We start from the raw sequence: 14,709 nt of genomic DNA on the forward strand, positions 1-14,709 counted from the left end.
GTGGGGGCTTGCCCCCGATGAGGCCAGTGCAGCCACCCTCAATCCCCCCGACTCAACGATGTCCAAAGATGCTGCGCCGCATACGCCCTCAATGGCCGCCACGCCTCGGCCCGGGCCAGCAACTGCCGCGCCGACACCGGCCCACCCTCCAGCGCCGCCAGCGCATTGATCAAGCCGATATCCCCCGACGCAAACGCATCCACCTCGCGCAACTGGCGCATGGCGATGTACTGAGCGGTCCAGTCGCCAATCCCCGGCAACGCCACCAACCGGGCAACGCCGTCCTTGAGGCTGGCCTTGGGTTGGAACACCTGCGGGTCATCCAACACTGCCTGGGCCACGGCGGACAAGGTACGCCCCCGCGCCTTGGGCATGCCCAGGGTCGCCAGGTCCGCCGCCGCCAGCACTTCGGGTGTCGGAAACACATGGGTGATACCGGCGTATGGGGTGTACAGCGGCTGACCATACTGCGCCACCAGCTTGCCCGCCAGGCGAATGGCCGCCACCACAGTGATCTGCTGGCCCAGCACCGCACGAATCGCCAGCTCCAGCCCGTCCCAGGTCCCGGGCACGCGAAGGCCAGGGCGGGCCGCAACCAGTTGCGCCATCAACGGGTCGCCAGCCAACTGGGCATTGATCACCTCGGGCCGCGCATCCAGGTCGAACATGGCCCGCAGGCGTCGCTCAATCCCGGGCAGGGCCGCCGCGTCAGGAAACTCGACGCCCACCTCCAGCCAATCACCGGCGCCCGGCGCCACGCTGAGCCAACCCTGTTGCCCGTTCACGCTGATGCTGCGCCGGTACACGCCAGCCTCAACGATTTCTAATCCATTGATGGCTCGAGCTGACAAAAACGCCAACATTGCCGCCCAATCGTAGGGCGGCTGATACGCCAATCTCACAACGACAATACTCCGCTATACAACCCGTATGCCGCCAACCCGGCGCCCGCGATCACGCAGCTGAAAATGCCTTTTTCCACGTGGGTAAACAAGGGTTGGCCTTGCTCGCGCTTGGCCTGGGCGAACAGGATCACACCCGGGGCATACAGCAGCGCCGACAGCAGCAAATACTTCAAGCCCCCGGCGTACAACAGCCACACCGCATAGCCGAGGGCAATCAGCCCCACTGCCAAGTCTTTCATGCGCTGGCGCTGGGCGCCGGCATAGGTATCGCCGCGCCCGCTCAACAACACCGCATAGGCCGCCGACCACAGGTAGGGCACCAGGATCATCGACGATGCCAGGTAGATCAGGGTGGTGTAGGTGCTGGCCGAAAACAGCGTGATCACCAGGAACGCCTGGATCATCACATTGGTCAGCCACAACGCGTTAACCGGCACCTGATTGGCATTTTCCTTTTTCAGGAACGCCGGCATGGTCTTGTCATGGGCAGTGGCGTAGAGGATTTCCGCGCAGAGCAGCGCCCATGAAAGCAACGCCCCGAGCAGCGAAACCGCCAGGCCGATGCTGATCAATACCGCGCCCCAGGGCCCGACGATGTGTTCCAGCACGCCCGCCAGGGAAGGGTTCTGCAACTGCGCCAATTGCGGCTGGCTCATGATGCCCAGGGACAGCACATTCACCAGCACCAACAGCGCCAGTACGCCCAGGAAACCAATTACCGTGGCGCGACCTACATCCGAGCGTTTCTCGGCCCGCGCCGAGTACACGCTGGCGCCTTCGATGCCGATAAACACAAACACCGTGACCAGCATCATGTGTCGCACCTGCTCGACCACACTGCCCATCTGCGGGTTACCCAGGCCCCAGATATCGCGGGTGAAGATATCCGCCTTGAACGCCACCGCGGCGATCACGATGAACATCAATAGCGGCACAATCTTCGCCACCGTGGTGACCTGGTTGATAAACGCCGCCTCCTTGATCCCGCGCATCACCAGGAAATGCACCGCCCACAGCAACAACGACGCACAGCCGATGGCCAGCGGTGTATTGCCCTGGCCGAACGCCGGGAAAAAGTAACCCAGGGTGCTGAAAAGCAACACGAAATAACCGACGTTGCCCATCCACGCGCTGATCCAGTAACCCCAGGCGGATGAAAAACCCATGTAATCGCCAAAACCGGCCTTGGCGTAGGCGTATACCCCAGAGTCCAGTTCCGGTTTGCGGTTGGCCAAGGTCTGGAACACAAAGGCCAGGGTCAACATGCCGACCGCCGTGATTGCCCAGCCAATCAGCACGGCGCCCACTTCCGCACGGGCCGCCATGTTTTGCGGAAGCGAGAAGATCCCGCCGCCAATCATCGAACCCACGACCAGGGCGATCAGGGCACTGAGCCTAAGTTTCTGGGCTGGTTGGGGCATGCAGGTTCCTCGCAAATAAAAGTTTGAGCCGACCACTGCGAACTCAACTAATTCAATTTAATGACGCTAGCGTTTCATAACATAAGTGCATGTAAACGTGAGAAGTTTAGGCTTATTTAGAATTTAAATAAGCCGATTATGAAGCGTTCGTCAGACGCCGTACAAAAAGTTTGCACATCCGTAAATACGAACTAGCGTCAACCTCCATGTCCCGGACGAAATGATTAACCACATCGGAGGAGCCCGCTCTAGCAAGCGCCTGCCCACGGACTGCGTCGCCCAGCAACTTCTGCCCCCTAAGTCGTTAATTCACAATGGAATGTGCCAATGAAGTGATCTGAGTCAGCTGTTTGATTAGCGCACGGAATTATTCTGTGATCTCTCTTCTCCTGCATTGGAGTCACGCAATGTCTGATTCTCCCGGAAAACTTAGGCTTGGTGCGCTGGTTGCACTTGTCGTGGGCTCAATGATTGGCGGCGGGATCTTCTCACTGCCGCAAAACATGGCCGCCAGTGCCGACGTGGGCGCAGTATTGATTGGCTGGGTGATTACCGCCATCGGCATGCTGACCCTCGCATTCGTCTTCCAGACTCTCGCCAACCGCAAGCCTGACCTCGACGGCGGTGTGTACGCCTACGCCAAGGCCGGTTTCGGCGATTACATGGGGTTCTCATCCGCCTGGGGTTACTGGATCAGTGCCTGGCTGGGCAACGTGGGGTACTTCGTACTCTTGTTCAGCACCCTCGGCTACTTCTTCCCGATCTTTGGCGAAGGCAATACCCTGGCGGCGGTGATCGGTGCGTCGGTGCTGCTGTGGGCCGTGCATTTCCTGGTGCTGCGCGGGATCAAGGAAGCGGCGTTCATCAACCTGGTGACCACCGTTGCCAAGGTGGTGCCGCTGCTGCTGTTCGTGCTCATCGCGCTGTTCGCGTTCAAGCTGGACATCTTCACCGCTGACATCTGGGGCGTGAAAAACCCCGACCTGGGCAGCGTGATGAACCAGGTGCGCAACATGATGCTGGTCACCGTGTGGGTGTTTATCGGTATCGAAGGCGCGAGCATCTTCTCCTCCCGTGCGGAGAAACGCAGCGACGTGGGCAAGGCCACCGTGATCGGTTTTATCACCGTGCTGCTGTTCCTGATGCTGGTGAACGTGCTGTCCCTGGGGATCATGACCCAACCGGAACTGGCCAAGCTGCAGAACCCATCGATGGCCGCCGTGCTCGAACACGTAGTGGGTCACTGGGGCGCGGTGCTGATCAGCGTCGGCTTGATCATTTCGCTGCTGGGCGCGTTGCTGTCCTGGGTGCTGCTGTGTGCGGAGATCATGTTTGCCGCCGCCAAGGACCACACCATGCCGGAGTTCCTGCGTAAGGAAAACGCCAACCACGTGCCGGTCAATGCCCTGTGGCTGACCAACGCGATGGTACAGATCTTCCTGGTGATCACGCTGTTTTCCGCCAGCACCTACCTGTCGCTGATCTACCTCGCCACCTCGATGATCCTGGTGCCTTACCTGTGGTCGGCGGCGTACGCCCTGCTGCTGGCGGTGCGTGGCGAAACTTACGAAAACGCCCTCAAGGAGCGCAAGAAAGACCTGTTCATCGGCGCCGTCGCGCTGATCTACGCGATCTGGCTGCTCTACGCCGGCGGCACCAAGTACCTGCTGCTCTCCGCCCTGCTCTATGCCCCCGGCGCGATCCTGTTCGCCAAGGCCAAGCATGAACTGGGCAAACCGATTTTCACCAACGTCGAGAAGCTGATTTTCGCCGCAGTGGTCATTGGCGCCCTGGTGGCGGCCTATGGGCTCTACGACGGCTTCCTGACTTTGTAATTGTGTGTTCACTGGAGGATCTGTAATGACCACGGAAAAAGTTAAGTACGGCGTACATTCCGAAGCCGGCAAACTGCGCAAAGTCATGGTGTGCTCCCCAGGCTTGGCCCACCAGCGGCTGACCCCCAACAACTGCGACGAACTGCTGTTCGATGACGTGCTGTGGGTGGCCCAGGCCAAGCGCGACCATTTCGACTTTGTGACCAAGATGCGCGAGCGGGATATTGATGTGCTGGAAATGCACAACCTGCTCACCGACATCGTTGCCATCCCCGAAGCCCTGGACTGGATCCTGGAGCGCAAGATCACCGCCAACACCGTGGGCCTGGGCCTGGTCGATGAAGTCGGCTCGTGGCTGCGTAGCCTGGAGCCGCGCAAAATCGCCGAGTTCCTGATTGGTGGTGTGTCGGCCGATGACCTGCCGAGCAGCTTTGGTGGCAGGACCATCGAGATGTTCCGCGACTTCCTCGGCCACGCCAGCTTCATCCTGCCGCCGCTGCCCAACACCCAGTTCACCCGCGACACCACCTGCTGGATCTACGGCGGTGTAACGCTCAACCCGATGTACTGGCCGGCGCGACGCCAGGAAACCCTGCTGGCCTCCGCCATCTACAAGTTCCACCCGGAGTTCACCAACGCCGACTTCCAGATCTGGTACGGCGACCCCGACCAGGAACACGGCGCCGCCACACTGGAAGGCGGTGACGTCATGCCGATTGGCAATGGCGTGGTGTTGATCGGCATGGGCGAGCGCTCGTCCCACCAGGCCATCGGCCAACTGGCGCGCAACCTGTTCAAGAACAACGCCGTTGAGCGGGTGATCGTTGCCGGCCTGCCCAAATCCCGCGCAGCCATGCACCTGGACACCGTGTTCAGCTTCTGCGACCGCGACCTGGTCACCGTCTTCCCCGAAGTGGTCAACCAGATCGTGCCTTTCACCCTGCGCCCTGACGACAGCAAGCCCCACGGCATCGATATCCAACGCGAGACCACCAACTTCCTCGATACCGTCGCCGCAGCCCTCAACCTCAAGGCCCTACGTGTGGTCGAGACCGGCGGCAACAGCTTCGCCGCCGAACGCGAACAATGGGATGACGGCAACAACGTGGTGGCTGTAGAGCCTGGCGTGGTGATCGGCTACGACCGCAACACCTACACCAACACCCTGCTGCGCAAGGCCGGTGTGGAAGTCATCACCATCAGCGCCGGTGAGCTGGGCCGTGGCCGTGGCGGCGGCCACTGCATGACCTGCCCGATCATCCGCGACCCTATCGACTATTAAGGAGATTCCATCATGGCTTTCAATATGCGCAACCGCAGCCTGCTGTCGCTGATGCATCACACCACCCGCGAGCTGCATTACCTGCTGGACCTGTCCCGCGACCTCAAGCGCGCCAAATACACCGGCACCGAGCGTCCGCACCTGCAAGGCAAGAACATCGCACTGATCTTCGAAAAAACCTCGACCCGCACCCGTTGCGCCTTCGAAGTCGCGGCCCATGACCAGGGCGCCCACGTCACCTACATCGACCCGGTGTCGTCGCAGATCGGCCACAAAGAAAGTATGAAAGACACCGCCCGCGTATTGGGCCGGATGTTCGATGCCATTGAGTACCGTGGCTTCGAACAGGAAATCGTCGAAGAACTGGCCAAGTTCGCGGGTGTGCCAGTGTTCAACGGCCTCACCGCCGAATTCCACCCGACCCAGATGATCGCCGACACCCTGACCATGCGCGAGCACAGCGACAAGCCGCTGCATGACATCAGCTACGCCTACTTGGGCGACGCGCGCTACAACATGGGCAATTCGTTGCTGATGATCGGCGCCAAGCTCGGCATGGACGTGCGCATCGGCGCACCAAAGGCCCTGTGGCCGCACGAGGACTTCATCAAGCAATGCCAGGCGTTTGCCGAGGAAAGCGGCGCCCGCATCACCATTACTGAAGACCCTGCCGAAGCGGTCAAGGGCGTGGACTTCATCCACACCGATATCTGGGTGTCGATGGGCGAGCCAGTGGAAGCCTGGGATGAGCGTATCGAACAACTGCTGCCCTACCAGGTCAACGCCAAGATGATGAAAGCCTCGGGCAACCCCCGGGTGAAATTCATGCATTGCCTGCCGGCGTTCCATAACAGCGAAACCAAGGTCGGCAAGGACATCGCTGCTCGGTACCCGAACCTGGCCAATGGTGTGGAAGTGACCGAAGAGGTGTTCGAGTCGCCGGCCAATATCGCCTTCGAGCAAGCGGAAAACCGCATGCATACCATCAAGGCGATTCTGGTGTCGGCATTGGCGGACATTTAATTTCCACGCTGTGAACACCGTCAGTGTGGGAGCTGGCTTGCCTGCGATAGCGGTGGGTCTGGCAGCAGCAGGTCGCCTGCCAGGCCCTCATCGCAGGCAAGCCAGCTCCCACATTGACCGAGGTGTTCATGCGTTCCCTGAAAGGACATTCTTTATGCGCATCGTCGTAGCCCTGGGCGGCAACGCCCTCCTGCGTCGTGGTGAACCCATGACCGCGGACAACCAACGCGCCAATATCCGCATCGCCACCGAACAGATCGCCAAGATCCACGCCGGCAACGAGCTGGTGATCGCCCACGGCAATGGCCCGCAAGTGGGCCTGCTGTCGTTGCAGGCGGCGGCCTACACCAGCGTCTCGCCCTACCCGCTGGACGTGCTGGGCGCCGAGACCGAGGGCATGATCGGCTACATCATCGAACAGGAACTGGGCAACCTGCTGGACTTCGAAGTGCCGTTCGCCACCCTGCTCACCCAGGTTGAAGTCGATGCCAAGGACCCGGCGTTCCAGAACCCGACCAAACCCATCGGCCCAGTGTATTCCAGGGCCGAAGCAGAAAAACTCGCCGCCGAAAAAGGCTGGGCCATCGCCCCCGACGGCGACAAATATCGCCGCGTGGTTGCCAGCCCGCGGCCCAAACGCATCTTTGAAATCCGCCCGATCAAGTGGCTGCTGGAAAAAAACGCCATTGTGATCTGCGCCGGCGGCGGCGGCATCCCGACGATGTATGGCGAAGACGGCAAGCTCAAGGGCATTGAAGCAGTGATCGACAAAGACCTGTGTTCGTCGCTGCTGGCCACCCAACTGGACGCCGATCTGCTGGTGATTGCCACCGACGTCAACGCCGCCTTTATCGACTTCGGCAAGCCAACCCAGAAGGCTATCGGCCAGGCTCACCCGGACGACATGGAAAAACTCGGCTTCGCCGCCGGCTCCATGGGTCCTAAGGTGCAAGCGGCCTGCGAGTTCGCCCGCCAGACTGGCAAAACCGCGGTGATCGGTTCACTCTCGGACATCGAAGCCATCGTCCAGGGCAGCGCCGGCACCCGCATCAGCACGGCAAAACCTGGCATCACCTATCTGTGAAGTAGAGGAGATACGCCTATGGCTACCTTTGAACCCGGTCACTTGCACGTTGAACGCCACGCGCTTAACAAAGACGACTACAGCTACAACCTGTGCATCGACTATGAAGTCAGCCAGGATCCAAAGGAAGGCAAGGGAATGCTCTTCAAGCTGCACGGTTCGGTGCAGGGCAAGGACCTCAAGGAAGAATTCTTCCTGCCCAAGGACCAGGCCTTCGATTTTGCGCGGCATGCGATGAACATTGCGCAGAAATACGGAATGCCGAAGGTCGCGGTGCTCAATGGCTCAATGCACAAGCAGTACGACCTGATGTTCGAGGATGTGCGGCATCAGCTGGATGTGAAATCAGGTGACCCTATCAAGCCAGAACACCTGGAGTAACACGCCTGCACTGACACAATGCAATTCAAAATGTGGGAGGGGGCTTGCCCCCGATGGCTGTGTGTCAGCAACAGATTTATTAGCTGATCCACCGCAATCGGAGGCAAGCCCCCTCCCACATTTTGATCTCCATCATTTGTCAGATTTCACCTGCGCCCCGCGCCAAGGCATACTTGCCGCCTCTCGCTCCCCAGAATTGCTAACACCCCATGCGTATCCACGTCAGCTTCATCGACCGCGTCGGCATCACCCAGGAAGTCCTGGCCTTGCTCGGTGGGCGCAATCTCAACCTGGATGCGGTGGAGATGGTGCCGCCCAACGTCTATATCGATGCGCCAACCCTCAGCGCCGAGGTGCTCGAGGAACTGCGTGACGCCTTGTTCAGCGTGCACGGTGTGCAAGCGGTAAAGGTGGTCGACATCCTGCCGGGCCAACGTCGCCACCTGCAACTCGACGCCCTGCTGGCGGCCATGACCGACCCGGTGCTGGCCCTGGACAGCGCGGGCAAGATCCTGTTGGCCAACCCGGCGTTGATCGCCCTGTACGGGCGCGAGCCGGCCGGGGAAAGCATTGCCGAGCTGTTCAATGATCCAACGCTGCTGGACACCTTGCTGGAGCATGGCTTTCGCTTGCCGTTGCGCGAGATCAGCGTCAACGGCCAGACCCTGTTGCTGGACGCCACGCCAATCACTGACGCGGGCGCCCTGCTCACCCTCTACCAGCCCAATCGCATCGGCGAGCAACTGTCGGCACTGCACCACGACCATGCCGAAGGTTTTGATGCCCTGCTGGGCGAATCCCCGGCCATCCGCACCCTCAAGGCGCGAGCGCAACGGGTGGCGGCGTTGGATGCACCGCTGCTGATCCAGGGCGAAACCGGCACCGGCAAGGAGCTGGTAGCCCGCGCCTGTCACGCCACCAGCGCACGCCACAGTGCGCCGTTTTTGGCCTTGAACTGCGCGGCACTCCCGGAAAACCTCGCTGAGAGCGAGTTGTTCGGTTACGCCCCGGGCGCCTTCACCGGCGCCCAACGCGGCGGCAAGCCGGGGCTGATGGAACTGGCCAACCAGGGTACGGTATTTCTGGATGAAATCGGCGAGATGTCGCCGTACCTGCAAGCCAAGTTGCTGCGCTTTCTCAATGACGGCAGCTTTCGCCGCGTAGGCGGTGACCGTGAAGTGAAGGTCAATGTGCGCATCCTCAGCGCCACCCACCGCAACCTGGAAAAGATGGTCAGCGAAGGCACTTTTCGCGAAGATCTGTTTTACCGCCTCAACGTGCTCAACGTCGAAGTACCGCCCTTGCGCGAGCGCGGCCAGGACATCCTGCTGCTGGCCCGCTACTTCATGCAGCAGGCTTGTGCGCAGATCCAGCGCCCGGTCTGCCGCCTGGCGCCCGGCACTTACCCGGCACTGCTGGACAATCGCTGGCCGGGCAATGTGCGGCAACTGCAAAACGTGATCTTCCGTGCTGCTGCCATCTGCGAAAGCAGCCTGGTGGACATCGGCGACCTGGACATCGCCGGCACCTCTGTGGCACGCCAGAACGATGGCGAAATCGACAGCCTGGAACAGGCCGTGGAAGATTTCGAGCGCGACCTGCTGGAAAAGCTCTACACCAGCTACCCCTCGACCCGCCAACTGGCCAGCCGGTTGCAAACCTCCCACACCGCGATTGCACATCGCCTGCGCAAATACGGCATTCCCAACAAGCCTTGACGGAATAAACGCGGTTCAACTGTGGGAGCTGGCTTGCCTGCGATAGCGGTGGGCCATCCAACTCCTTGGTGACGGGTAGACCGCCATCGCAGGCAAGCCAGCTCCCACAGGGCGCAATCCATATTTGGTCTGAGAACGACATCCAGTGTACTGAAAGCGCTACAGCGTAACGATATCGCTACAACCCTGTTTTTTGCGCGCCATGCAAGGCTTTGATCCACATAGGCTTTTTTTCAAGCACCCAACTGTAGCGAAATCGCTACAGTCAAATGCACTAATGTCATAACCTATTTTATTAACTTGTTGATTTATAACGAATTAATAACCTTGGCCGCAATATTGCTAAGCAACTCCCCATTATTCCAATCCCGTCCACCAGACGATTCTGGCCCTGAGGAGTTTCCATGAGCGAGTTGCGTTTCACTGAAGATCACGAATGGCTGCGCGCCGAAGCCGATGGCAGCGTCACCGTGGGCATCACCGCTTTTGCGCAGAACGCGCTGGGTGATGTGGTTTTCGTGCAACTGCCGGAGTTGCAGGCTTACGACAAAGGCGCCGAAGCCTCCACGGTGGAGTCGGTAAAAGCTGCCAGCGGTGTGTACATGCCGTTGGACGGTGAAGTGCTGGAAGTGAACGACAAGCTCGATGGCAGCCCGGAACTGGTCAACGAAGACCCGATGGGTGAAGGCTGGTTCTTCCGCTTTAAACCGACCGACGCCGAGGCAGTGGCTAAGCTGTTGGATCAGGATGCGTACGACCGCCTGATCAAAGCCAACGCTGAAGCTTGAGGAGCGCGCCATGACCGTTAATCTGACCACCGCCAACGAATTCATCGCCCGCCACATCGGCCCGCGCCAGGCAGATGAGCAGCAAATGCTCGCCAGCCTGGGCTTTGATTCCCTCGAAGCTCTGAGCGCCAGCGTGATCCCGGAAAGCATCAAGGGCACCAGCGTGCTCGGCCTGGAAGACGGCTTGAGCGAAGCCGAGGCCTTGGCCAGGATCAAGGCCATTGCCAGCCAGAACCAACTGTTCAAGACCTACATCGGCCAGGGCTATTACAACTGCCATACGCCGTCACCGATCCTGCGCAACCTGCTGGAAAACCCGGCCTGGTACACCGCCTACACGCCATACCAGCCAGAGATCTCCCAAGGCCGCCTGGAAGCACTGCTGAACTTCCAGACCCTGATCAGCGACCTCACCGGCCTGCCGATTGCCAACGCATCCCTGCTCGACGAAGCCACCGCCGCCGCCGAAGCCATGACCTTCTGCAAGCGCCTGAGCAAAAACAAGGGCAGCAATGCCTTCTTCGCCTCGGTGCACAGCCACCCGCAAACCCTCGACGTACTGCGCACCCGTGCCGAGCCACTGGGCATCGACGTGGTAGTCGGCGATGAGCGCGAACTGACCGACGTCAGCCCGTTCTTCGGCGCACTGCTGCAGTACCCGGCCAGCAACGGCGATGTATTTGATTACCGCGAGCTGACCGAGCGTTTCCACGCCGCCAACGCCCTGGTGGCCGTTGCCGCCGACCTGCTGGCCCTGACCCTGCTGACCCCGCCGGGTGAATTCGGCGCCGACGTCGCCATTGGCAGCGCACAACGCTTTGGCGTGCCGCTGGGCTTTGGTGGCCCGCACGCGGCGTACTTCTCCACCAAGGATGCGTTCAAGCGCGACATGCCGGGGCGCCTGGTCGGTGTTTCCGTCGACCGCTTCGGCAAACCGGCCCTGCGCCTGGCCATGCAGACCCGCGAACAACATATCCGCCGCGAGAAAGCCACCAGCAACATCTGCACAGCCCAAGTGCTGCTCGCCAACATCGCCAGCATGTACGCCGTGTACCACGGTCCCAAGGGACTGACCCAGATCGCCCAGCGCATACACCAGCTGACCGCGATCCTGGCCAAGGGTTTGACCGCCCTGGGCTTGAAGGTCGAGCAGAAAAACTTCTTCGACACGATCACACTCAACACTGGCGCCAACACCAAAGCCCTGCATGACAAGGCCCACGCCCAGCGCATCAACCTGCGCGTAGTGGACGCCCAGCGCGTTGGCCTGTCGGTCGACGAAACCACCACCCAGGCCGATATCCAGGCCTTGTGGGCGATCTTCGCCGACGGCAAGGCCCTGCCCGCCTTCGCCGCCACCGAAAGCGCACTGCCTGCCGCCTTGCTGCGCCAGTCACCGATCCTCAGCCACCCGGTATTCAACCGCTATCATTCGGAAACCGAGCTGATGCGCTACCTGCGCAAGCTGGCCGACAAAGACCTGGCCCTGGACCGCACCATGATCCCGCTGGGCTCGTGCACCATGAAGCTCAACGCCGCCAGCGAAATGATCCCGGTGACCTGGGCCGAGTTCGGCGCCCTGCACCCCTTCGCCCCGGCTGGGCAAAGCGCCGGTTACCAGCAACTGACCACCGAACTGGAAGCCATGCTCTGCGCGGCCACCGGTTACGACGCGATCTCCCTGCAGCCAAACGCCGGCTCCCAAGGTGAATACGCAGGCCTCTTGGCTATCCGCGCCTATCACCAGAGCCGTGGCGAAGCACGTCGCGACATCTGCCTGATCCCATCGTCGGCCCACGGCACCAACCCGGCCACCGCCAACATGGCCGGCATGCGCGTGGTGGTGACCGCCTGCGATGCGCGTGGCAACGTCGATATCGAAGACCTGCGCGCCAAGGCCATCGAGCACCGTGAGCACCTCGCCGCACTGATGATCACTTACCCGTCCACCCACGGCGTGTTCGAAGAAGGCATCCGCGACATCTGCGCGATCATCCACGACAACGGCGGCCAGGTGTACATCGACGGCGCCAACATGAACGCCATGGTTGGCCTGTGCGCGCCGGGCAAGTTCGGCGGCGATGTGTCCCACCTGAACCTGCACAAGACCTTCTGCATCCCCCACGGCGGTGGCGGCCCGGGTGTCGGCCCGATTGGCGTCAAGTCGCACCTCACGCCATTCCTGCCGGGCCACGCGGCCATGGAACGCAAGGAAGGCGCGGTATGTGCCGCACCGTTCGGCAGCGCAAGCATTTTGCCGATCACCTGGATGTACATCAGCATGATGGGCGGCGCCGGCCTCAAGCGCGCTTCGCAGCTGGCGATCCTGAATGCCAACTACATTTCCCGTCGCCTGGAAGAGCACTACCCTGTGCTCTACACCGGCAGCAACGGCCTGGTGGCCCATGAATGCATCCTCGACCTGCGCCCATTGAAAGACAGCAGCGGCATCAGCGTAGATGACGTGGCCAAGCGCCTGATCGATTTTGGTTTCCACGCGCCGACCATGTCGTTCCCGGTGGCTGGCACCTTGATGATCGAGCCGACCGAAAGTGAATCCAAGGAAGAACTGGATCGCTTCTGCGACGCCATGATCGCCATCCGCGAAGAGATCCGCGCGGTGGAAAACGGCACGCTGGACAAGGACGACAACCCGTTGAAAAACGCACCACACACCGCCGCAGAATTGGTGGGCGAGTGGTCACACCCCTACAGCCGTGAACAAGCGGTGTACCCCGTCGCCTCGCTGATCGAAGGCAAGTACTGGCCACCGGTTGGCCGGGTCGACAACGTGTTTGGCGATCGCAACCTGGTGTGTGCGTGCCCGTCGATCGAGAGTTACGCATAACCTGAAGGTCAACTCGATCAAAGGTGGGAGCGGGCTTGCGCGCGAAAGCGGTGTATCAGTTACAGGTGCATCAACTGATAGCCCGTTTTCGCGAGCAAGCCCGCTCTCACATTGTTGACAACATTATCGAGTGCTGACGCCTACCCGCGCGCCAGCACGTTTTTCAGGAGCTGAATATGTCCACCGAAACCCTGTTGAAAACCCCGTTGCACGCCCTGCACCTCGAACTGGGCGCGCGCATGGTGCCCTTCGCCGGCTACGACATGCCAGTGCAGTACCCGCTGGGAGTAATGAAGGAACACCTGCACACCCGTGAACAGGCCGGGTTGTTCGACGTGTCCCACATGGGCCAGATCCGCCTGACCGGCGCCAATGCCGCCAAGGCCCTGGAAACCCTGGTACCGGTGGATATCATCGACCTGCCGGTGGGCATGCAGCGCTACGCGATGTTCACCAACGAGCAAGGCGGCATCCTCGACGACCTGATGGTCGCCAATCTGGGCAACGACGAACTGTTCCTGGTGGTCAACGCCGCCTGCAAGGACCAGGACCTGGCGCATCTGCGCAAGCATATCAGTGACCAATGCACCATCGAGCCGCTGTTCGAAGAGCGTGCCCTGCTGGCCCTGCAAGGCCCGGCAGCGGTGAAGGTACTGGCGCGCCTGGCGCCGGAGGTCACCCAGATGACCTTCATGCAATTTGCCACCCTGCGCCTGCTGGGTGTGGACTGCTACGTCAGCCGCTCCGGCTACACCGGCGAAGACGGCTTCGAAATCTCCGTACCGGCAGCTAACGCAGAAAGCCTGGCCCGCAGCCTGCTGGCCGAAACCGAAGTACAGGCCATTGGCCTGGGCGCTCGCGACTCCCTGCGTCTGGAAGCCGGTCTGTGCCTCTATGGCCATGACATGAACACCGACACCACGCCAATCGAAGCCAGCCTGTTGTGGGCGATCTCCAAGGCCCGTCGCGCTGACGGCGCACGCGCAGGTGGCTTCCCGGGGGCCGACCGGATTTTCACCCAGCAGCAAGCCGGCGTGAGCCGCAAGCGCGTAGGCTTGCTGCCCCAGGAACGCACCCCGGTGCGTGAAGGTGCCGAGATCGTCGACGAACAAGGCACCGTGATCGGCAGCGTATGCAGCGGTGGCTTTGGTCCAACCCTGGGCGGTCCGCTGGCTATGGGTTACCTGGACAGCGCCTTCATTGCACTGGACACCGAAGTCTCTGCGCTGGTGCGTGGGAAAAAGGTGCCATTACGTGTAAGTAAAATGCCATTCGTGCCACAGCGTTACTATCGCGGCTGATTGAATGTTCCCATAAGTAACGCGGCTGCGTTAATGCGCACTAAACTGTAACGCAGCCGCCATAAAACAGTGCATTGACGATAGTCTTTCTTATAGAAATTCCTCTATAACAAGTGAGCAATT

At 60.9% G+C, this 14,709-nt stretch carries 11 protein-coding genes; 9 read left to right on the forward strand and 2 right to left on the reverse strand.

What is annotated here, in order from left to right:
- Positions 1 to 38: 38 nt before the first annotated feature.
- On the reverse strand, positions 39 to 902 hold the full coding sequence (locus TU73_RS20140) for a DNA-3-methyladenine glycosylase family protein (protein ID WP_057013695.1): 864 nt from the start codon (positions 900 to 902) through the stop codon (positions 39 to 41).
- Positions 899 to 2,326, reverse strand: a complete 1,428-nt coding sequence (gene arcD, locus TU73_RS20145) for an arginine-ornithine antiporter (protein ID WP_057013696.1) — start codon at positions 2,324 to 2,326, stop codon at positions 899 to 901. Before arcD (TU73_RS20145) ends, TU73_RS20140 begins: the two co-directional genes overlap by 4 nt.
- A 407-nt stretch (positions 2,327 to 2,733) precedes the next feature.
- On the opposite strand from arcD (TU73_RS20145), the gene arcD (TU73_RS20150) reads away from it, so the two are divergent.
- The 9 genes from arcD (TU73_RS20150) to gcvT all read left to right on the forward strand — a co-directional run bounded on the left by arcD (TU73_RS20150) (position 2,734) and on the right by gcvT (position 14,586).
- A complete protein-coding gene (gene arcD / locus TU73_RS20150) occupies positions 2,734 to 4,161 on the forward strand; it encodes an arginine-ornithine antiporter (RefSeq protein WP_057013697.1) in 1,428 nt (475 codons plus the stop codon).
- Between the two features lie 25 nt (positions 4,162 to 4,186).
- Positions 4,187 to 5,443, forward strand: coding sequence for an arginine deiminase (arcA, locus tag TU73_RS20155; protein ID WP_057013698.1), 1,257 nt, complete (start codon positions 4,187 to 4,189; stop codon positions 5,441 to 5,443).
- Between the two features lie 12 nt (positions 5,444 to 5,455).
- Complete coding sequence (locus TU73_RS20160) at positions 5,456 to 6,466, forward strand: ornithine carbamoyltransferase (RefSeq protein ID WP_057013699.1); 1,011 nt, start codon at positions 5,456 to 5,458, stop codon at positions 6,464 to 6,466.
- A 154-nt stretch (positions 6,467 to 6,620) separates the two neighbouring features.
- Entirely contained in the window at positions 6,621 to 7,550 is a 930-nt protein-coding gene (arcC, locus tag TU73_RS20165; protein ID WP_057013700.1) for a carbamate kinase, read from the forward strand.
- 18 nt (positions 7,551 to 7,568) lie between these two features.
- Positions 7,569 to 7,931, forward strand: coding sequence for a DUF5064 family protein (locus tag TU73_RS20170; protein WP_057013701.1), 363 nt, complete (start codon positions 7,569 to 7,571; stop codon positions 7,929 to 7,931).
- A gap of 209 nt (positions 7,932 to 8,140) precedes the next feature.
- A complete protein-coding gene (locus TU73_RS20175) occupies positions 8,141 to 9,649 on the forward strand; it encodes a sigma-54-dependent transcriptional regulator (RefSeq protein WP_046069294.1) in 1,509 nt (502 codons plus the stop codon).
- 404 nt (positions 9,650 to 10,053) lie between these two features.
- Positions 10,054 to 10,437: a glycine cleavage system protein GcvH gene (gcvH, locus tag TU73_RS20180; RefSeq protein WP_057013702.1), complete on the forward strand. Its 384-nt coding sequence runs from the start codon at positions 10,054 to 10,056 to the stop codon at positions 10,435 to 10,437.
- 10 nt (positions 10,438 to 10,447) lie between these two features.
- The gene (gcvP, locus tag TU73_RS20185) at positions 10,448 to 13,285 is read left to right on the forward strand and encodes an aminomethyl-transferring glycine dehydrogenase (protein ID WP_057013703.1); all 2,838 of its coding nucleotides are present in this window, start codon (positions 10,448 to 10,450) and stop codon (positions 13,283 to 13,285) included.
- 176 nt (positions 13,286 to 13,461) lie between these two features.
- Positions 13,462 to 14,586, forward strand: a complete 1,125-nt coding sequence (gcvT, locus tag TU73_RS20190) for a glycine cleavage system aminomethyltransferase GcvT (RefSeq protein ID WP_057013704.1) — start codon at positions 13,462 to 13,464, stop codon at positions 14,584 to 14,586.
- The last annotated feature ends 123 nt before the right edge of the window (positions 14,587 to 14,709 follow it).

The sequence above is a fragment of the Pseudomonas libanensis genome (assembly GCF_001439685.1).
Lineage (GTDB): Bacteria > Pseudomonadota > Gammaproteobacteria > Pseudomonadales > Pseudomonadaceae > Aquipseudomonas > Aquipseudomonas libanensis.